Origin of the sequence: Saccharopolyspora sp. ASAGF58 (assembly GCF_012277335.1) — a bacterium.
GTDB lineage: Bacteria > Actinomycetota > Actinomycetes > Mycobacteriales > Pseudonocardiaceae > Saccharopolyspora > Saccharopolyspora hattusasensis.
Genome location: NZ_CP040605.1, coordinates 6,554,968 through 6,574,215, shown reverse-complemented (window position 1 = coordinate 6,574,215; position 19,248 = coordinate 6,554,968). Strand labels below are relative to the sequence as shown.

Below are 19,248 nucleotides of genomic sequence, written 5' to 3'. Positions count from 1 at the left end.
AGGGTAGGCCCAACCCCAACGCCACCCACCACAACCCCCACAAAAAGACGCGGCCCGCACCACCCGGTGCGGACCGCGCCCAACGATCACCAGATCACGGCTGCATGACACCGAAACCCAACAACCCGAACAACACCAACCCCAACACGATCCGGTACCACACGAACACGTACACGCTGTGCCGCTCCACGAACCGCAACAACCAGGCGATCACCGCATACCCGATCACCCCGGCCACCACGGTCGCCACGACCATCTGCGCCACCGACGGCTGCAACCCGTACGGGCTCGGCTCGAACACGTGCGAAATCTCCGACAACCCCGCCGCGAACACCGCCGGAATCGCCAACAAGAACGAAAACCGCACCGCCGTCGGCCGATCCAACCCCAACGCCAAACCAGCCGTGATCGTGCCACCCGACCGCGACACACCAGGGATCAACGCCAACGACTGCGCGAAACCCATCGCCACGCCATCGCTCAACCGCAACTGGTCCTGCGCCCGACGCTGGCGGCCCAATCGCTCCGCCAACCCCATCAGCACACCGAACACAATCAACGTCGCACCAGTGATCCACAAACTACGGAACGTCGACCGGATGAAGTCCTGGAACAACAAACCCAGCACCCCGATCGGCAAACTGCCGACGATCACATACCACGCCAACCGGTAATCCTGCGTCCGCCGCACCTCAGCCGACACCAAACCCCGGAACCACACCGCCACCAAACGCACGATGTCCCTAGCGAAGTAGACCACCACCGCCAACTCGGTACCGATCTGCGTCACCGCCGTGAACGACGCACCCGCATCGTCACCGAAGAACAACTTCGACACGATCGACAGATGACCAGACGAAGAAATCGGAAGGAACTCGGTGAGCCCCTGGACCACGGCCAACACCATGGCCTGCAACCACGACAACGAAACCCACTCCAGGACGATCGCGAAAACTCTTGTACGCCCACCGGCCACCGGCCGCCAGGCCCGGAACCCAAATCCTGCAACATCCCCAACAACCACCCACCCCCACCCCGCAAACCCGCATCCCAGCAGGTCAGCAAACAACTGACCACAACGAACAACGAACAAACCCGACACCCACCAAGCACTGTGATCCGGAACACCCAGAACCAGACCCGCCGCTGCAGCCTCACCAACCACGGCCGCCACACCGAATACCCTCACCCAACGTGGAACACCGACAACTCGGCCGCAGCGGCCTCCGCGTCTCCCGCCTCGCCCTCGGCACCATGACCTGGGGACTGGACACCAACGCCGACGAAGCCGCCGAGCAACTGTCCACCTTCCACGAAGCCGGCGGCACCCTCATCGACACCGCCGACGTCTACCAAGACGGCCACAGCGAAGAAATCCTCGGCAACCTCCTCACCACCCAACTCCCCCGCGACGAAATCGTCCTCGCCACCAAAGCCGTCGCCCGCCGCAAACCCGGCCCCTTCGGCGGCGGCGCCTCCCGCGGCGCCCTGCTCACCGCCCTCGACAACTCACTGCGCCGCCTCCAAGTCGACCACCTCGACCTCTGGCAACTCCACGCCTGGGACCCCACCGTCCCCCTCGACGAAACCCTCTCCGCCATCGACACCGCCGTCACCAGCGGCCGCGTCCGCTACGCCGGCATCTCCAACTACTCCGGCTGGCAACTCGCCACCGCCGCCACACACCAGAACACCCACCCCACCCGCACCCCCCTGATCGCCACCCAAGTCGAATACTCCCTGCTCGAACGCGGCATCGAACGCGAAGTCACCCCCGCCGCCGAACACCACGGCCTCGGCCTGCTCGCCTGGGCACCACTAGGCCGCGGCGTCCTCACCGGCAAATACCGCAACGCCACCCCACCCGACTCCCGCGGCGCCACCAGCCACCTCGCCAGCTACGTCGAACACCACCGCAACGAACGCGCCGCCCGCATCGTCCAAGCCGTCCTCACCGCCGCCGAAGGCCTCGGCACCTCACCCGTCCACGTCGCCCTCGCCTGGGTCCGCGACCGCCCCGGCGTCACCGCCCCCGTCCTCGGCGCCCGCACCGCCACCCAACTCAAAACCGCCCTCGCCGCCGAAGACCTCACCCTCCCCCCAGCCATCCGCGCCGCCCTCGACGACATCAGCACCCCCAACAAGAGCTACCCCGAACGCAACCCAGCCCAGCCCTGACCCCACCGACACATCCACCACACCCCACACAGCCCCCACCGCCGGATCAGGGATGCTGGAAACAAGCAACACGCACCGCACCCCGCGGGCACCCGGCACCAAGGAGGCCTCGTTGCGTCGGCTGGCCATCATCTGCCTCTCCGCAACCCTGCTCACCGGCTGCGGAATGGACACCACCAGCGACCCCCTCCAGGTCACCGACACCCTCACCGCCGCAACACCCGCCACCGCACCCCCAGCAACCACACCACCAGCAGGAACCGTCCACCCCGCGCCACCGGTGCAACACGCCGCCTACGACCACGACACCCACACCCTCGTACTCGCCAGCGGCCCCAACCTCACTCTCACCAACACACGCACCAACACCCAACGCACGATCACCCTGCCCAGCGCACCCGCCACACTGCACGCCGAACGCGGCCAACTCCTCGCAGCACTCCCCGACGCCAACACCATCACCCGCGTCGACCTGCGCACCGCCACCGCACAACCCACCCCAATACCCGGCGGCCCCATCGACGCAATCGACCTCGACGGCAACCGCACCGCGATCATCCTCCGCAACACCGCCACGGTCACCATCCTCCAAAACGGCAACCCCACCGCCACCACCGAAAAATTCCAGGGCCCCGCACAACTACTACCCACCCGCAACGGCAGCATCGTCGTCCTCGACCGCCTCACCACCGCACTAACCCCCATCGACACCACCACCGGAACCAAAGGCGCAGGCCTACGCGCCGGACAAGGCGCCACCAACGCCGTCACCGACCGCTACGGCCGCATCCTCACCATCGACACCCGCGGCCAAGAACTCCTCGCCTTCAGCACCGACCCGCTGATCATGAAACAGCGCTACCCCGTCCCCGGCGCCCCCTACGGCCTCGCCTACGACCCCACCCGCGACCTAGCCTGGGTCACGCTGACCGCAACCAACGAACTCGTCGGCTACGACATCGCCGGCGGCGAACCCCAAGAACGCCACCGGCTCCCCACCATCACCCAACCCAACGCAGTCGCAGTCGACCCAGACACCGGAGACATCTACATCGCCTCCGCCAACGGCGCCGGATACCAGGTGGTGAGAGTGTGAAACCCGTGAACGCGGACGGAACCGACACCGACCCGGACTGGGAGTACCGGCCGCTGCGCCTGCCCCCGGGCATCACCCGCTGGAGCGCAGCGACCCAGCTCAGCATCCACGCCGAATTCGCCGGCTGGGAACTATCCCGGGTACTCCTCTACTCCGACGGAACCCGCAAGGTCTGGCTGCGCCGCCGCCGAACCACCCCCGGCGTACCCGGCCTGCTCACCTGAGCCCAACAACACCCCACGGTTCTGCCTGACCCAGCCAGAACCGACCCTGCACGCTCACGGCACCCGCAACAACCACTCCCGCCGTTCGCGAACTCCGACTCGTTCAACCGCTCGATGATCACCCCGCGCCAACCCCGTCTGCCGCCGCAACCCGGCTCCACCGCACACCCCACCACCGGCAGCACGAAAGGCAAACCCGCGTGACCACCGAACTGCTCACCGGCGCACTCCTCACCGGCGCACTCCTCGCCGACGGCACCGGAGCGCCCCTGCGGCCCGCCGAGATCCTCATCCAGGACGACCGCATCACCGCCGTCGAACACCCCGGCACGCTCCCAGCCGGAACCCCCCAACGCGACCTCACCGGACTCGTCCTCGCCCCCGGCTTCATCGACGTCCACTCCCACGCCGACAACGCCCCACTGCTCACCACCGACGACACCACCAAGATCCTTCAAGGCATCACCACCGAAGTCGTCGGCAACTGCGGCTTCAGCCTCGCACCCCGCGGCAACGCCGACACCCTCGCGACCTTCCTGCAACGCCTCTTCCCACCGCTGGACTTCACCTGGACCGGCTTCCACGACCTCTTCGCCGCCACCGACGCCGCCGGCTACGTCACCAACTACTGCCCCCTGATCGGACACGGCACCCTCCGCATCGCCGCCCTCGGCATGGCCGACACCGCACCCGACGACGACGCCCTGCGCACCATGCGAACCGCCCTGGAAGAAGGCATGACCGCCGGCGCGTTCGGCCTCTCCAGCGGCCTGATCTACCCACCCGCCGTCTTCTCCACAACCGCCGAACTCACCGCCGCCGCCGATGCCCTCGGCGGCACCGGCCTCTACGTCACGCACATGCGCAACGAAGGCGACGCCCTGCTGGAATCCATCGACGAAGCCCTCCGCATCGGCGCCACCGCAGGACGCACCCACCTGTCGCACCTCAAAGCCACCCGCCCGGACAACTGGGGCAAGATGCGCCCCGCCCTGGACAAGATCCACCAGGCCCGCGACACCGGCCACGACGTCGTCCAGGATGTCTACCCCTACACCGCATCCTCGACCATGCTCACCGCCGTGCTACCCACCACCTACCTCGCCGGTACCGCCGACGAGACCCTCGCGCGCCTGCGCAGCCGAACCGGACGCGACGACCTCGCCGTCACGATCGGCGACCAGACCGCCTGGGACCGCATCCTCATCGCCACCACCGCCAGCCACCGCTTCGAAGGCCGCACCATCGCCGAGATCGCTGCGACCGACGGCACCGAATCCGTCGACGCGCTGATCAGAGTCCTGGTCGGCGAACGCCTCCGCGTCGTGATGATCAACTTCTCGATGCACGAGGACGACCTCGAACTCGCCATGGCCGACCCGCAGACCATGATCGGTTCCGACGGCTTGCCTCCCGGCACCGGCGGAAAACCGCACCCGCGACTGACCGGCACCTTCCCCCGTGTGCTCGGCCGCTACGTCCGCGAGCGCGGCGTGCTGACCCTGCCCGAAGCGATCCGCCGGATGACCTCGCTGCCCGCCCAGTGCTTCCGCATCCCCGACCGCGGCGTGATCGCCGCCGGCCACGTCGCCGATCTGGTCGCCTTCCACGCCGACACGGTCATCGACGTCGGCGACTACCGAGACCCGCTGCGGCCACCGGCCGGCATCCCCTGGGTCTGCCAGGCCGGGCGAACCGTCGTCGACAACGGCGAATACCTCGGCCCCCGCACCGGAATCCGCCTCACACCAAAGGCGTGAGCCCTGTCATCGCGTTTTTCAAGTCTGCTTGATGGACGTTCCGATAGGAAGATTCATTTCAGTCATCACTGATATCATAGAGATAAATATCCATTCCTCCCGACCGGGCGATTTCTGATCACCGAACGCGCTCCGCGCATGCGATCTCCCTACACGAGAAGCACCATCAGGCAATAACTTCCGCTTCGATAGGAGCCGGCATGACGCTCACCGACCACTTCACCGCCCCGCAGCAGCGCACCGACTCCCGCACCCCGGACATCCATCTACCCACCCAGGACCGCGTGGAAACCGCACCCGGCGCGGACCACGACGACCACGACGAAAGCCACCTGATCCGCGGCTACGACTGATCCACCCCGTCAGCGCCTCGTACAACCTCGTTTTGCCGATTAGATTCGGCTAACACTGAAACAATAGAACCAATCGATCTTTTTGATCGAGCGTTCCATATCACATGGTTTCTGACACTGGGTGCCGCACGCTCGCTAGCGGAGATCGCGCAGTGCCTCTTCGAGGTGCTTGAGCACGACGCCGGCAGGCGCCGCAGTGCGCACGACGCCCACAACGACGTTCTCCCCCGCCTCGGCGGCATGCGCCTCGCCCCACTGCCCCGACATCGCGCCCGCCACCTGCTGCAACGCATCGCGCAGCATCTGCATCGCGTCGAGCGCTCCCCCGCTCTTCAGCCACTGCCGGAGCACATGGTTGTGCGCCGCGACCACCGCCGCAGCCACCACCGCGGCTCGGAGGTCCCCGCCCGGCTCCCCGGAAAAACGATCGCGGAGGTAACGCGCGAACACCCGCTGGTAGCGATCGATGCTGGCGATTTCCTTGTCCCGCAACGAAGAGACCTCGCGAGTCAGTTCCGAGCGCTTGAGCGAGACCTCCGGCTCGGCGAGGTACATCTCCAGCACCACCTCGGCGGTCCGCCCGAGCACCACCACCGGGTCTGCCGCCGGGTCGGCGGCGTCGAGCCGCTCGACCACTTCAGCCAGCCGTTCGTCGTGCCCGGGGAACACGACGTCCTCCTTGGACCGGAAGTACCGGAAGAAGGTGCGCCGACCGACTCCCGCCGCCTCGGCGATCTGATCCACAGTGGTCGCTTCGAAGCCTTGCGCCGCGAACAGCTCCATCGCGGCCAGCGCCAAGGCGCTGCGCACCTTTCGGCGGCCGTGCGGGGTGCGGCCGGAGCGGGTTCTGGGCGCCGGGGCCGCTGGCTCGGACATGGCCGGAATATACACCGGCACCATCTTGGAAGTGGCACTCAGTGCCGTTACGATTGGCGGCGCAGGGTGTCCGCCATCGCGCGGGCGGAGATGAACTACCCCGGCCGGGAAGCCGGGAACCAGGAGGACCCGGTGGACCCGAACTTCGGCACCTACCAGCTGGCCGAGGAGCACGAGGCGCTGCGCGAGGCGGTGCGCGCCCTGGCCGACAAGGAGATCGCGCCGTACGCGGCCGAGGTCGACGAACAGGAGCGCTTCCCGCGCGAGGCGCGCGACGCGCTGGAGAAGTCGGGCTTCGCTGCCGTGCACGTGCCGGAGGCCTACGACGGGCAGGGCGCCGACTCGGTCGCCGCCTGCATCGTGGTCGAAGAGGTCGCCCGGGTCTGCGCCTCGTCGTCGCTGATCCCGGCGGTCAACAAGCTCGGCACCATGCCGATCCTGCTGTCCGGTTCCGAGGAGCTCAAGAAGAAGGTGCTGCCCTCGATCGCCAGCGGCGAGGCGAGCGCGTCGTACGCGCTGTCCGAGCGCGAGGCGGGCTCGGACGCCGCGTCGATGAAGACCCGCGCGCGCCTCGACGGCGACCACTGGGTGCTCAACGGCAGCAAGTGCTGGATCACCAACGGCGGCGAATCCAAGTGGTACACCGTGATGGCGGTGACCGACCGGGACAAGGGCACCAACGGCATCAGCGCGTTCGTGGTGCACGCCGACGACCCCGGGTTCGTGGTGGGGCCGAAGGAGAAGAAGCTCGGTATCAAGGGCTCGCCGACCGCGGAGCTGTACTTCGAGGACTGCACCATCCCGGCCGACCGGATCATCGGCGAACCCGGCACCGGGTTCAAGACCGCACTGCGCACGCTGGACCACACCCGGCCCACCATCGGCGCGCAGGCCGTCGGCATCGCGCAGGGCGCGCTGGAACAGGCTCTGGCCTACGTCAAGGACCGAAAGCAGTTCGGCAAGGCCATCTCCGGATTCCAGGGCGTCCAGTTCATGCTGGCCGACATGGCCATGAAGGTCGAAGCCGCGCGGCACATGGTCTACGTCGCCGCGGCCCGCGCCGAGCGCGGCGAGCCGAACCTCGGGTTCATCTCCGCCGCGGCCAAGTGCTTCGCTTCGGACGTCGCCATGGAGGTCACCACCGACGCGGTGCAGCTGTTCGGCGGCGCCGGCTACACCCGCGACTTCCCGGTGGAGCGGATGATGCGCGACGCCAAGATCACCCAGATCTACGAAGGCACCAACCAGATCCAGCGCATGGTCATGGCCCGCTCGCTGCTCAAGGGCTGAGCCCCGAACGGTTGGGGCAGCAAGCAGCTGCCCACGCCGACCGCGACCTGACGGTCATCCGGCTTCCAACTCGCTGCGCTGCTCCTTCGCCGCGAGGTAGTTCCCCGATTCGGCGTACAGGCTGGTCAGCAGCCAAGTGCCGACGCCGATGTCGTCCCCGATGCCCAGCAGCGGCAGGAAGTCAGGGATGAAGTCGACCGGCGAGACCACGTACACCAGGGCCAGCAGCCAGAGCGCGAGCTGGTAGCGCGGCAGCACGGGATTCCGGCCACGGGCGGTGGAGGCGATCATCGACGGAACCGCGCGGGCTCGTCGCAGCGGGCCACCCACCGGCGCCGCCCGGTGGGCGCGCACCGCCGCCCGCAGCGCTAGGCGACGCCGAGCCGCCGCGACCGTTCCGGCCACGAGCATGCCGGCACCGGCGGCGATCAGCGCAACCGGCAGCAACCAGCCCCCGGCCGTGTCTCCGCCGGTCACGATCGCCACGACCACCCCGGCCACCAGCAGCAGCCCGCCGATCACGATCATCGATGCGTCTCCCCCGTTCACGTCGGTGTGATCAGGTTGCCATGAATCGGACGCCGGTGGAGCGTCGCGCGGCGACGGCGGGCTTTTCGTGGCACGGTCGGCGCAGGTGAGGTCGAGAGCTGGGGGCGTCGTGGTCGATCAGGCCGATTCCCGCGTGCACGGCACCTCGCTGGCCCGGGCCAGCGCGGCGATGGCGGTGGCGACCACCGTCAGCCGGGTCAGCGGTCTGCTGGCGAAGGTGTTGCTGGTGGCCGTCCTCGGGCTGGGCATGGTCAACGACTCCTACACCGTCGCGAACACGCTGCCGACCGTGGTGAACGAGCTGCTGCTCGGTGGCGTGCTCACGAGCATCGCCGTGCCGCTGCTGGTCCGGGCGCAGCAGGAGGGCGCGCGGCAAGGCGAGGTCTACGCCCAGTGGATGATCACCATGGGTGGCGTGCTGCTGGTCGCGGCCACCACCGCCGCGGTGGCCGCCGCACCGCTGCTCACGGAGCTCTACCTCGGCCCCGACACCCGCGCGAACGCCGCGCTGACCACGGCGTTCGCGTACCTGCTGCTGCCCGGCATCATCTGCTACGGCATGTCGGCGCTGCTGCAGGCGATCCTCAACGTCCGCGGCGTGTTCGGCACCCCGGCCTGGGTACCGGTGTTCAACAACGTCGTCGTGATCGCCACAGTTGTGGTGTACGCGATGGCCCCCGGCGAGATCACCACCCACCCGGTGCGCATGGGCGAACCGAAACTGCTGGTCCTGGGCATCGGCACCGCGCTGGGCATCACCGCGCAGATGTTGATCATGGCGGTTTCGCTGCGCCGCAGCGGCTTCCGGTACCGCTGGCGGTGGGGCTGGGACCGCAGGCTGACCGAGTTCGGCGGGCTGGCCGGATGGGTCGTGCTCTACACGCTGGTCAGCCAGGTCGGCATGGTGGTGATCACCCGCGTCACCGGGCAGGGCACCACCGGCAGCGTCGCGACCTTCAACTACGCCTGGCTGCTGTCGCAGGTCCCCTACGGCGTGCTCGGCGTATCGCTGCTGACGGCTCTGATGCCCCGGATCAGCCGCGCCGCGGCGGCCAAGGACACCGTCGAATTCGTCGCCGACGTGTCGTTGGGCAGTCGGATGAGCGCCGTGCTGCTGATGCCGATCAGCGCGCTGCTGGCGGTGGCAGGTGGCTCGATCGGCGTCGCGTTCTTCTCGCTGGGGGCAAGCGATTTGGCCGCCGCCGACCGGCTCGGCTGGGCACTGGCCGCCGCCGCGCTGGGCGTCGTGCCCTTCGCAATCACGATGCTGCAGCTCCGCGCGTTCTACGCGATGAAGGACGCCCGCACACCCACCTGGATCAACGTGATCATGGTGCTGGTGCGCAGCGTGCTTTGCTACGTCGTGCTCGCCGTGCTGGATCCGCGCGACCTGGTCATCGGGGTCACCGCGGCGATGTCGGTGAGCTTCGTGGTCGGCGCGATCGCCGGCCAGCTCTGGTTGCACTGCCGGGTCGGCCCGGTCCAGACCAGGCGCACCCTCGCCGGGATCGCGCGGACGCTCGCGGCCACCCTGCTCGGCTCCGGCTGCGGCATCGCGGTCCTCGCCGGCTTGCGCAGCGCGTTCGGCCCGTTCGGACCGGTGACCGACGCGTGGTTCTCGCTGGTCGTGCACACGGTCGTGGTGCTGGCGGTCAGCTTCGGCGTGCTGGCGCTGGTCCGCGCCCCGGAACTCAAACCCGCCGTCGACCGGCTGGCCCGGATCGTCCGTCGCCGCTGAGAATCACTTGCGGTTGCGCACGTGCAGCCGGGTCCGTTCGGAGCGCAGCGAACGAAGCTCCGGGGGATCGGGCAGCGGCTCCAGGGGTTCGCCGATCGCCCACTCCAGTAGCAGATCGGCCAGCTTCGGATTTCGCGCCAGCACCGGTCCGTGAAGGTAGGTGCACACGACGTGCCCGCTGACCGCGCCTTCGGCGTCGTCGTGACCGTTGCCGATGCCGCGGGTCACCCGGCCCAGCGGCCGCGATCCGGGACCGACCCGGGTCCGGCCCAGGTGGTTCTCGAACCCGGTGAGCATCCCGACGCCGCCCAACGTGGATTGGGTGGTCACCTCGCCGATCGCTCGTCCGCTGCCCGGCGCGGTGGCAGCATCGACCAGGCCCAGCCCACCATGCTGGACGCCGTCGCCGGTGACGAAGCTCGTCCCGAGCACCTGCAGACCGCCGCAGATGCCCAGCACCGGTGAGCCACGGTCCACCGCGCGCCGCAACCCCGGACCTCGGTGCAGGAACCGCACCGCGGCGATCTGCGCGACGTCCTCGCCGCCGCCGATCAGGTACAGGTCACAGGATTCCGGCACCGCGTCGGAGGAGGACAGCACCGTCACCGTTTCGCTGTCGATGTTGCGCCACTTCAAGCGTTGCGCCAGCACCAGCACGTTGCCCCGGTCGCCGTAGGTGCCCAGCAGGTCGGGCAGCACAAGCGCGAGGCGGACCCGGTCGCGCATCATTGGCGGCTCCTCGTCACGAGGTCGCGGAAGGCGGTGTAGTTGGCGATCACGTCCGGCACGCCGCGGTCCGACCCGGACAGCGCCTCGTCCACACCAGACGCCACGGCGCAGGGCACCTCGGCGTAGCGCAGCCGCACCGCCAGATCCAGCGCCCGGTCCCCCGCCACCCAGACCGGGCGGTCGCGCAGCACCTCGAAATCGACGTCCCACAACCACGAGACGTCGTGGCCGTCGGCTTCGCGGCTGTTGACCACCAGCACCAGCGGCTGGTCCTCGCGGCCGACGAGGTCGAGCATCTCCAGCCAGCTCGCGGGGTTCTTCGCCAGCAGCAACCGGACCTCCCGACCGGCCAGTCGCACCGTTCGGTAGCGACCGGCGGCCTCCGAGATCCGGCCGATCCGCGCCAGCGACGCCGCCTCATCACAACCCAGATGCAGCGCCGCAGCCAGCGCGAACGTCGCGTTGACGCGGTTGACGTGGCCCGGCAGCGACAAGTCGAGCTCGTGCTGGGAGCCGTCCGCGGCGAGCGCCCCCGCCTCGGTGACCGTCCAGTCCGCCTCCGGACGCGCCAGACCGCAGGCGCAGCGCCAGCCCCGGTCGGTGTCACCGATGAACTCGCCGCAGTTCGGGCAGTTCAACGCGTCGTCCTTCCACCGCACCCCACCGGAGATCCAGGTGACCGCCGGGTGCCCGGCTGCGGCGAAGACGATGTTCGGATCATCCCGGTTCGCGATCACCTGCGCTCCCGGCGCCTGCGCTAGCGCGCGCCGCAGGCTCGCGACGACGGTGCGGATCTCCCCGACCCTGTCGAGCTGATCCCGGCTCAGGTTGAGCAGCAGGATCACCGCCGGCTCGAACTGCTCGGTCACCTGCACCAGATGAAGCTCGTCGACCTCCAGCGCGGCGAACGGGGCGTCCGACCGGGTCATCAGCGCGGCGACGTGGCCGTCGAGCATGTTCGCGCCCGTGCCGTTGCTGACCGCGGGAGCCCGGGAGCGCAGCGCCTCGGCCACCATCTGCGTGGTCGTCGTCTTGCCATTCGTGCCGGTAACCATCACGACACGCCGTCCGGACGCCAGCCTTCGCAGGGCTCGCGGTTGTACGCTCAACGCGAGTCTGCCGCCGATCATCCCGCCACTGCCCATGCCGAGCCGCCGTGACATCGACGCCGCCAGCCGTCCCAGATCGACCGCGATGGTGGTGCGCAGGTCCTGCCGGTGCGCGCCGCGCGTTGGCGGTAGCGCCGGAGCGGGAACGACCCGCCAGCGCTGATCGGTCGACGGGTATTCGGTCGGGGTGCGCTCCGTCGCTTCCCTGGAATCCCGCGTGGTGTCGGTCATGCATCCCTCCCCCTCGGCGCCCGCCGGCACGCGGTGCGCCTAGGCCGGCCCTGGGCGATGCGTCACCACCATTCGGCCGCACTTGGCCGCGCCGCCCGGCGCTTCTTGGCCAGTGTGGCGCGCGTTCGGCGAAACAGCGCGACGATCAACAACAGGAGCCCGGCGAGGATCGCCGATGGGCCCACCCAGCCGTCCAGGGCGGTCGACTCGACCAGTGCGACGTGTTGGCCGGAGAACATCGTGCGGCCTCCTTCCGCTGCGCGCGCCGTTCCCGGCACCAGGAACGCGGCCGGGGATTGACCACGGACATGATCGAGGTAATGCGCGATGCGACCGGCACCAACATGCCGATGAATCACTCCGCCGGGGATCATTCACCCAAGTAATGATCCGATGACACGGAATGTGAGAAGCGGGAGGCAGCGGCGCGCGTTCGAACGACGCCCCGAATTCGGCTCCGGCGCGGGGAATTGGGCATCGGATGGACGATCGGCCGATTTGGACAGTTCACCTGACCAGGTTTTATAACCCGACACGTTCGGCGATCAAGCGAGCGGTCATTAGGCTCAGAAACCAATCTCGACGGCCCCACACCGCCCGAAGGGAGCCCGCCGTGACCGAGGAACTGGTGTTGATCCTGATGGCCGGTATCGCGCTCGGCGGCATCAGCTGGACCGTCTGGGACATCCGCAGCGACCTGCGCCGCCGCAAGCTGAAATGAGCCGTGGCGCGCCGCGTCCGAGCGGGTCACTTCACGCCCAGCTGCCGCCCCGGGAAGATCAGGTTCGCGTCGGCGAATCCAAGAACGGGCGTGGCTCGAATTTCCGCGCCCACTGCGTCAACCGCCCCTAACTCCTCGGTTCGTCCTCGGACCTGCCGAGGCGCCAATAACCCATGAATGTCACGGCGGAGCGGTCGAACCCCCGGTCGTCGACCAGATGGCGTCGCAGCGAGGCGACCATCCCGGTCTCCCCCGCGAGCCACGCATACCACTCGCCAGGCAGCACGGCGGCGCGGATCGCGGAGAGCAACGCTGCACCGGGACGCCGCCCGCGGCGCGGCAGCCAGTGCAACTCGACCTCCGCCGCGCTCGCGAGGTACTGGGCGTCTGCCGCGTCCGGGATCTCGACGTAGACCTTCGCCCGCACTCCGCCCGGAAGCGCCGCGAGGATGCCGGCGATCGCCGGGAGCGCGGTCTCGTCGCCGATCAGCAGCGCCCGGTCGCGGACCGCGTCCAGGCGGAACTCCACGCCACCGCAGCTGGCCGGCCATGCGGCGTTCGGCGCGTACACCACCAACCGGTCCCCCGGCCGGGCCCGACCGGCGAAGGCAGAGGCCGGACCGGTGTCGCCGTGCAACACGAAGTCGACGTCGAACTCGTCGCGCTCGGGCCGGTGGGCGCGCACCGTGTAGCTGCGCAGCTTCGGCCGGATCTCCAACGGCAACGCGCGCAACGCCTGGTACGGCCGCTCCCCCGCCGGAACCATCGGCTCCCGCTGCCCGGGCAGCGGGAAGATCAGCTTGACCCGCTGGTCGAGCCCGCCGCTGGTCATCGCCGACAGTTCGGGGCCGGTGAAAGTGATTCGAACCAGGCGTCGGCTCAACCGGTGCACCTCGGCGACCTCGATCCGGAACAACCGGAACGGCAGGGCCTCGGCGCCCAGTTCGAGCCGCGGCGGACTTGAGATCGTCATGCGGGAACTCCGGATCTGCATTCGTCGGCGCGACGACCAACGCTTTAACGAAGGCTAACCTAACCACTTTTCCGAAGGTTTGCAGCACAACATGATCCACCGCACTCGATCGGATCAATTTTGATTGACACTGAACTCATAGTTATAGTTAATCAATCGGGTCATTCGGTGCCACCGCAGATCCGCCTCCAACTGGAAGAGGGCGTAGTCGGGCACCAACCGCTCGCCGAGTCGGCTTCGACCTTGCCCCGATCAGACGAAAAGAAAGGTCAACGGCGTGCGTCGAGGCGTTCGCGTTGGGGAACGACGGTGTAGCGGGGGTCGCTGACCGAGGCGCGGCCGGCTTCGAAGATCGCGTACCGCGTCGCGACGGCCCCGGCCGTCAAGCACAGCCCCGAGGCGATCGCCGCCGGTCGGCTGCGCCCGGCGAACAGCGCCGCGCCCGCGCCGAGGCCGGTCAGCACGCGGGCCGCCCGCCACGCCGCGCCCGCGCGCCCCTGCCGGTACACCTCGCCGACCATGCCGGTCCGCTGGTGCATGCTCCGTTCCGCCGCGAACTCCAGCGCCGCCCCGGCCACGGCCATCCGGCGGGCCGGAGCCGATTCGGCCGGCGCGGCGAGCATGCCCACCGCTCCCGCGCTCGACACCGCACTCCCGGCGAAGAGGAAGGGCAGCTCGCGGTAGGCCGCGTGCCAGCCCGGCACCGCCGTATCGGCCAGCAGCACCGCGGTGTAGGTCGTCATCGCGGGCGCGATCACCCCGGCCGTCGTGGCCGCCGCCCGGCCCAGCGCAGGCAGCCGCCCGGTGATCTCGCTGGCCGCGGCCGCACCCGACAAAGCCGAGAACGGCGCCAGGATCCAGGAACCGACGCTCAGCGGCGACGTCGGCTTCAGCACTCGGAGCATGTTCAGGAACCGCGCGGGGCGGCCGAGGTCGTGGATCAACGCACCGACGCTGGCCGTCGCCCCCACCGCTGCGGCCAGCCTCCCGGAGCGGGCCAGCCGGCGACGACCCGTGAGGTCGGCGCACAGCGCCATCGTCGACGACGCCCCGGCCAGCCCGCCGAGGTAGAGGTACGCGGGCACGTCCGGCACCTTCCACACCGGCTGCTTGAGCACCGGCCGGCCGTAGTAGGACCGGAACTCCGCCTCGGGCACCATCAGCCGGTCGCCGCGCTTCACCGCTTGCCCCCGACGAAGCACCCGACGATCACCGCCGCCGCGGTCAGCGCCGCACCCGCCGCATGCCGCCACATCGAGGGCAGATCGCGCGTCGTCACGACCGGGTCCGGCGGCAGCCCGTACACCTCGGGTTCGTCCAGCAGCAGGAAGAACGCACCGTCGCCGCCGACCCCGTCGGCCGGGTCGTGGCCGTAGAGCCGGGCCTCGGTGATGCCCTGCTCGTGCAGCTCCGCGACGCGTTGCCCGGCGCGGTCGCGGAGCTCGTCGAGCGGACCGTACTGGATGGATTCCGTCGGGCACGCCGTGGCGCAGGCCGGCATGAGCCCGGCACCCAACCGGTCCTGGCACATCGTGCACTTGGCCGCGCCGCCAGTGTCCGGGCGGATATCGATCACCCCGTACGGGCAGGCCGGTACGCAGTACCCGCAGCCGTTGCAAATGTCGTCCTGCACCAGCACCGTCCCGTACTCGGTGCGTATCAACGCCCCGGTCGGGCAGACGTCCAGGCATGCGGCGTGCGTGCAGTGCTTGCACACGTCCGAGGACATCAGCCAGCGCACCTGGTCCTCGCCCATGCCCGGCATCCCCAGGTCCACAGTGGACCCAATGGACCCAGTGGACCCAGTGGACCCGTGTTGTTCCACGAAGGCCACGTGCCGCCAGGTCGTCGCGCCGAGCGCGCCGGTGTTGTCGTAGGACATTCCGGTGAGGTCGAGGCCGTCCTCGGGCAGCAGGTTCCACTCCTTGCAAGCGACCTCGCACGCCTTGCACCCGATGCACACGCTGGTGTCGGTGAAGAAGCCGACTCGGTCGGGGTGATCCGACGGGTAACCCGCCTCCCCCGCCGGATCCGCCAGCGGGCCGCTCAACCGATTCGAATCCACGACCTCACTCCCCTCCGCGCCTCGGGCTGTCGGCGTGCTCCGTGCCGGTGCGCTCGGTGATCCCGGCGCGCCTGCGGTACTCCTCGACGTAGCGGACCAGCGCCGCGCCGCGCGGGCGGCGGCCCGGGCGGATGTCGCAGCTGCCCGCCTTGGTCTCCATGATGTGCACGTTCGGGTCCAGCGCCACGTTGATCAGCTCGTTGGCGGCGTCGCCGACGGTCAGCCCGTTGGGTCCCCAATGCCACGGGATGCCGATCTGGTGGACGGTGCGCTCGCCGTGGCGCAGCGGCCGCATCCGGGAGGTCACCAGGACGCGGCCCTCGATCGCGTTGCGGGCCGTGACCACGGTCGCCCAGTCCAGGTGGCGCAGCCCGCGTTCGGCCGCCAGTTCCGGGGAGACCTCCAGGAACATCGCCGGGGCCAGCTCCGACAGGTGGGCCAGCCACCGGCTCATGCCGCCGGCGGTGTGGTGCTCGGTGAGCCGGAACGTGGTGAACACGTACGGGAAGACCTCGCTGCCGGGTTCGGCGCCGCTGGGCTGGTACCGGTTCTCCGGCCGGGAGTGCACCTGCCGCGCCGGGTTCCGCTGCTGGCCGTCGTGGATCCGGTTCTGCAGCGGCGATTCCTGCGGTTCGTAGTGCACCGGCAGCGGACCGTCGACCAGACCGGCTGGGACGTAGAGCCAGCCCCGGCCGTCGCTCTGCATGATGAACGGCTCGGTGCCCGCGATGCCCTCCGGGCCGGTGGCCTCCGGCGTGGGCACGTAGTCCGGGCGCTTGCCCCTGTCGAAGTCCGGGATGTCGTGGCCGGTCCACTCGCCGCGCTCGCCGTCCCACCAGACGTAGGCCTTGCGCCCGCTCCACGGCCGGCCGGCCGGATCCGCCGACGCGCGGTTGTAGAGCAGCCGCCGGTTGGCCGGCCAGGCCCAGCCCCACTCGGGCGCGACCCATGACTGCTCCCGTCCGGGGCGCCGCCTGGCCGACTGGTTGATCCCATCGGCGAACACTCCGCAGTAGATCCAGCAGCCGCAGCGCGTCGAACCGTCCGCGCGCAGCTGCGTGTAGGACGACAGCGGGTTGCCGTCGGCGTCGAAGCCGTTGATCTCCTGGAGCACGGCTGCCGCGCTCGGCTCGTCGATGTCGCCTTCGGTCGGGTAGTCCCAGGTCAGCTCCAGCAGCGCGCGGTCCCGCTCGCCCTGCGGTTCGAGCTTCTCCCGGACCCGCCGCCCCAGGTGGTAGAAGAACCACAGGTCGCTGCGCTGATCCCCTTGCGGCGGAACGGCTTTGTGGTGCCACTGCAGCAGCCGCTGGGTGTTGGTGAAGCTGCCGTCCTTCTCGGTGTGCGCGGCGGCGGGCAGGAAAAACACCTCGGTGCCGATGTCCTCGGTGCGCATCTCCCCGGTCTCGATCTCCGGGCCGTCCTTCCAGAAGGTGGCCGTCTCGATCAGGTTGAGGTCGCGCACCACGAGCCAGTCCAGGTTGGCCAGGCCCATCCGCTGCTGGCGGGCGTTCGCGGTGCCCACGGCCGGGTTCTCGCCGACGACGAAGTAGCCCTTGCAACGCCCTTCGATCTGGTCGATCGTGGTCTGGAAGGTGCTGTGGTCGCCGGTCAGCCGCGGCAGCCGGTCGAAGCAGAAGTCGTTGTCGGCCGTGGCGTGCTCTCCCCACCAGGACTTGAGCAGGCTGACCAGGTAGGAGCGTATGTTCCCCCAGTAGCCGCGGGCGAGTTCGTCCGACGCGACGAAGGTGTCCAGGTCGAAGTCCACGTGCGCGTGCGGCATCGGGATGTAGCCGGGCAGCAGGTTGAACAGCGTCGGGATGTCCGTGGAGCCCTGGATGCTGGCGTGCCCGCGCAGGGCCAGGATTCCGCCGCCGGGCCGGCCGATGTTGCCCAGCAGCAGCTGCAGGATCGAGGCGGCACGGATGTACTGCACGCCCACGGTGTGGTGTGTCCAGCCGACCGCGTAGGCGATGGCCGTGGTGCGCTCCCGGCCCGAGTTGGCCACCAGCTGCTCGGCGACCCACTGGAAGGTCGCCCGCGGCACCCCGCACACCTCCTCCACCACTTCCGGCGTGTAGCGGGCGTAATGCCGCTTGAGCAGCTGGAAAACGCAGCGGGGGTGTTGCAGCGTCGGGTCGGTGGCGGCGCGGCCGCGGTAGACCGGGCCGCCCGATCCGGTGCGCTCCGGCCGGCTGGTGTCGCGCTCGCGTTCGTGCGCCGTCGTGGGCGGCGTGCTCTCCGGGCCGTGGCCGCCGACCGCCGGGACCGCGGTGCTTCCCTCGTACTGCCAGGTCGCCGTGTCGTAGGTGCCCGTTTCGGCGTCGAAGCCGGAGAACACGCCGTCGAGGTCTTCGGTGTCGCGGAAGTCCTCGCCGACGATCATCGGGGCGTTGGTGTAGATCGCCACGTAGTCGTGGAAGTAGGCGTCGTTGGTCAGCACGTAGTTGATCAGCGCCCCGAGGAACGCGATGTCGCTGCCCGCGCGCAGCGCGACGTGCCGGTGCGCCAGCGCCGAGGTCCGGGTGAACCGCGGATCGACGTGGATGATCGTGGCGCCGCGCCGCTTGGCCTCCATCACCCACTGGAAGCCGACCGGGTGCGCCTCGGCCATGTTGGACCCCTGGATGAGGATGCAGTCCGCGTTGGCGAGGTCCTGCTGGAACGTGGTGGCGCCGCCGCGCCCGAACGAGGTGCCCAGACCGGGCACCGTGGAGGAGTGTCAAATGCGCGCCTGGTTCTCCACCTGGATCGCGCCGAGGGCGGTGTAGAGCTTCTTCATGAGGTAGTTCTCCTCGTTGTCGAGGGTCGCTCCTCCGAGGCTCGCGATGCCCATCGTGCGCCGCAGCGGCCTGCCATCGGCGTCGGCGTCCTGCCAGGTGGCGGCCCGGGTGGCCAGCACCCGGTCGGCGATCATGTCCAACGCGGTGTCGAGGTCGAGGTCCTCCCACGCGGTGCCGTGCGGGCGCCGGTAGCGAACCTTCGTCTGCCGCAGCGGCGAGGTCACCAGTTCGCGGCTGGCCGAGCCCTTCGGGCACAGCCGCCCGCGGCTGATCGGCGAATCGGGATCGCCCTCGACCTGCGTGACAGCCCCGTCCCGGGCGAAGACCCGCTGGCCGCAGCCCACCGCGCAGTACGGGCACACCGACCGGACCACCGAGTCCGCGTCCTCGGTGCGCGCCCGCCGCTCATCGGTGCGCCGCGACCGGGCGGCCAGGCCCCTGCCCAGCGGGTCCGTCCCGGTCAGCTGGCTCACCACCGGCCAACGCAACCACTCGACCATCTCGCGTTCTCCCTAGGAGAGTGCGGCTCGCGGTCTCCAGGGAAAACCCGTTGCCGGGGTGGTGCAAGTTCAGCGC

At 69.4% G+C, this 19,248-nt stretch carries 17 protein-coding genes; 7 read left to right on the top strand and 10 right to left on the bottom strand.

What is annotated here, in order from left to right; all coding sequences use genetic code 11:
• Positions 1 to 94: 94 nt before the first annotated feature.
• Positions 95 to 916, bottom strand: coding sequence for an undecaprenyl-diphosphate phosphatase (locus FDZ84_RS30845; protein ID WP_371812928.1), 822 nt, complete (start codon positions 914 to 916; stop codon positions 95 to 97).
• A 278-nt stretch (positions 917 to 1,194) separates the two neighbouring features.
• On the opposite strand from FDZ84_RS30845, the gene FDZ84_RS30840 reads away from it, so the two are divergent.
• The 5 genes from FDZ84_RS30840 (at position 1,195) to FDZ84_RS30820 (ending at position 5,611) form a co-directional block, all read left to right on the top strand.
• Complete coding sequence (locus tag FDZ84_RS30840; protein ID WP_168588742.1) at positions 1,195 to 2,178, top strand: aldo/keto reductase; 984 nt, start codon at positions 1,195 to 1,197, stop codon at positions 2,176 to 2,178.
• A 52-nt stretch (positions 2,179 to 2,230) separates the two neighbouring features.
• The gene (locus FDZ84_RS30835; protein WP_246868553.1) at positions 2,231 to 3,274 is read left to right on the top strand and encodes a YncE family protein; all 1,044 of its coding nucleotides are present in this window, start codon (positions 2,231 to 2,233) and stop codon (positions 3,272 to 3,274) included.
• A complete protein-coding gene (locus FDZ84_RS30830) occupies positions 3,271 to 3,498 on the top strand; it encodes a DUF5703 family protein (RefSeq protein ID WP_210435221.1) in 228 nt (75 codons plus the stop codon). The genes FDZ84_RS30835 and FDZ84_RS30830 overlap by 4 nt, the downstream gene beginning before the upstream one ends.
• A gap of 200 nt (positions 3,499 to 3,698) precedes the next feature.
• On the top strand, positions 3,699 to 5,258 hold the full coding sequence (locus tag FDZ84_RS30825; protein WP_168588741.1) for an amidohydrolase family protein: 1,560 nt from the start codon (positions 3,699 to 3,701) through the stop codon (positions 5,256 to 5,258).
• A gap of 200 nt (positions 5,259 to 5,458) precedes the next feature.
• Positions 5,459 to 5,611 (top strand): hypothetical protein, encoded by a 153-nt coding sequence (locus FDZ84_RS30820; RefSeq protein ID WP_168588740.1) that lies wholly within the window; start codon positions 5,459 to 5,461, stop codon positions 5,609 to 5,611.
• 135 nt (positions 5,612 to 5,746) lie between these two features.
• On the opposite strand, the gene FDZ84_RS30815 is transcribed toward FDZ84_RS30820, so the two are convergent.
• On the bottom strand, positions 5,747 to 6,487 hold the full coding sequence (locus FDZ84_RS30815; protein ID WP_168588739.1) for a TetR family transcriptional regulator: 741 nt from the start codon (positions 6,485 to 6,487) through the stop codon (positions 5,747 to 5,749).
• Positions 6,488 to 6,577: 90 nt separating this feature from the next.
• On the opposite strand from FDZ84_RS30815, the gene FDZ84_RS30810 reads away from it, so the two are divergent.
• On the top strand, positions 6,578 to 7,777 hold the full coding sequence (locus FDZ84_RS30810) for an acyl-CoA dehydrogenase (RefSeq protein ID WP_210435780.1): 1,200 nt from the start codon (positions 6,578 to 6,580) through the stop codon (positions 7,775 to 7,777).
• A 54-nt stretch (positions 7,778 to 7,831) separates the two neighbouring features.
• On the opposite strand, the gene FDZ84_RS30805 is transcribed toward FDZ84_RS30810, so the two are convergent.
• Complete coding sequence (locus tag FDZ84_RS30805; RefSeq protein WP_168588738.1) at positions 7,832 to 8,305, bottom strand: YkvA family protein; 474 nt, start codon at positions 8,303 to 8,305, stop codon at positions 7,832 to 7,834.
• Positions 8,306 to 8,435: 130 nt separating this feature from the next.
• Here FDZ84_RS30805 and murJ point away from each other — a divergent pair, with 130 nt between their 5' ends.
• The gene (gene murJ / locus FDZ84_RS30800; RefSeq protein WP_168588737.1) at positions 8,436 to 10,064 is read left to right on the top strand and encodes a murein biosynthesis integral membrane protein MurJ; all 1,629 of its coding nucleotides are present in this window, start codon (positions 8,436 to 8,438) and stop codon (positions 10,062 to 10,064) included.
• Positions 10,065 to 10,067: 3 nt separating this feature from the next.
• Here murJ and FDZ84_RS30795 read toward each other — a convergent pair whose 3' ends face one another.
• The 7 genes from FDZ84_RS30795 to fdh all read right to left on the bottom strand — a co-directional run bounded on the left by FDZ84_RS30795 (position 10,068) and on the right by fdh (position 19,172).
• Complete coding sequence (locus FDZ84_RS30795) at positions 10,068 to 10,793, bottom strand: type 1 glutamine amidotransferase (protein WP_371812710.1); 726 nt, start codon at positions 10,791 to 10,793, stop codon at positions 10,068 to 10,070.
• Positions 10,790 to 12,133, bottom strand: coding sequence for a Mur ligase family protein (locus FDZ84_RS30790; RefSeq protein ID WP_168588736.1), 1,344 nt, complete (start codon positions 12,131 to 12,133; stop codon positions 10,790 to 10,792). Before FDZ84_RS30790 ends, FDZ84_RS30795 begins: the two co-directional genes overlap by 4 nt.
• A gap of 62 nt (positions 12,134 to 12,195) precedes the next feature.
• The gene (locus FDZ84_RS30785) at positions 12,196 to 12,507 is read right to left on the bottom strand and encodes a hypothetical protein (RefSeq protein ID WP_168588735.1); all 312 of its coding nucleotides are present in this window, start codon (positions 12,505 to 12,507) and stop codon (positions 12,196 to 12,198) included.
• Between the two features lie 474 nt (positions 12,508 to 12,981).
• On the bottom strand, positions 12,982 to 13,827 hold the full coding sequence (locus FDZ84_RS30780) for a siderophore-interacting protein (RefSeq protein WP_168588734.1): 846 nt from the start codon (positions 13,825 to 13,827) through the stop codon (positions 12,982 to 12,984).
• A 269-nt stretch (positions 13,828 to 14,096) separates the two neighbouring features.
• Positions 14,097 to 14,987 carry an NrfD/PsrC family molybdoenzyme membrane anchor subunit gene (gene nrfD, locus FDZ84_RS30775; RefSeq protein WP_168590462.1) on the bottom strand — a complete coding sequence of 297 codons (891 nt, stop codon included), beginning with the start codon at positions 14,985 to 14,987 and terminating at the stop codon, positions 14,097 to 14,099.
• 17 nt (positions 14,988 to 15,004) lie between these two features.
• Positions 15,005 to 15,892, bottom strand: a complete 888-nt coding sequence (locus tag FDZ84_RS30770; protein ID WP_168588733.1) for a 4Fe-4S dicluster domain-containing protein — start codon at positions 15,890 to 15,892, stop codon at positions 15,005 to 15,007.
• A gap of 4 nt (positions 15,893 to 15,896) precedes the next feature.
• Positions 15,897 to 19,172 (bottom strand): formate dehydrogenase, encoded by a 3,276-nt coding sequence (gene fdh / locus FDZ84_RS30765; protein WP_246868552.1) that lies wholly within the window; start codon positions 19,170 to 19,172, stop codon positions 15,897 to 15,899.
• Positions 19,173 to 19,248: the final 76 nt, after the last annotated feature.

Coding starts and splice junctions, on each gene's coding strand:
- FDZ84_RS30835 (WP_246868553.1), top strand. CDS start 2,231: ATGCTGGAAACAAGCAACACGCACCGCACCCCGCGGGCACCCGGCACC.
- FDZ84_RS30820 (WP_168588740.1), top strand. CDS start 5,459: ATGACGCTCACCGACCACTTCACCGCCCCGCAGCAGCGCACCGACTCC.
- FDZ84_RS30815 (WP_168588739.1), bottom strand. CDS start 6,487: ATGTCCGAGCCAGCGGCCCCGGCGCCCAGAACCCGCTCCGGCCGCACC.
- FDZ84_RS30810 (WP_210435780.1), top strand. CDS start 6,578: ATGAACTACCCCGGCCGGGAAGCCGGGAACCAGGAGGACCCGGTGGAC.
- FDZ84_RS30805 (WP_168588738.1), bottom strand. CDS start 8,305: ATGATCGTGATCGGCGGGCTGCTGCTGGTGGCCGGGGTGGTCGTGGCG.
- FDZ84_RS30795 (WP_371812710.1), bottom strand. CDS start 10,793: ATGATGCGCGACCGGGTCCGCCTCGCGCTTGTGCTGCCCGACCTGCTG.
- FDZ84_RS30790 (WP_168588736.1), bottom strand. CDS start 12,133: ATGACCGACACCACGCGGGATTCCAGGGAAGCGACGGAGCGCACCCCG.
- FDZ84_RS30785 (WP_168588735.1), bottom strand. CDS start 12,507: ATGATCCCCGGCGGAGTGATTCATCGGCATGTTGGTGCCGGTCGCATC.
- FDZ84_RS30780 (WP_168588734.1), bottom strand. CDS start 13,827: ATGACGATCTCAAGTCCGCCGCGGCTCGAACTGGGCGCCGAGGCCCTG.
- nrfD (WP_168590462.1), bottom strand. CDS start 14,987: ATGGTGCCCGAGGCGGAGTTCCGGTCCTACTACGGCCGGCCGGTGCTC.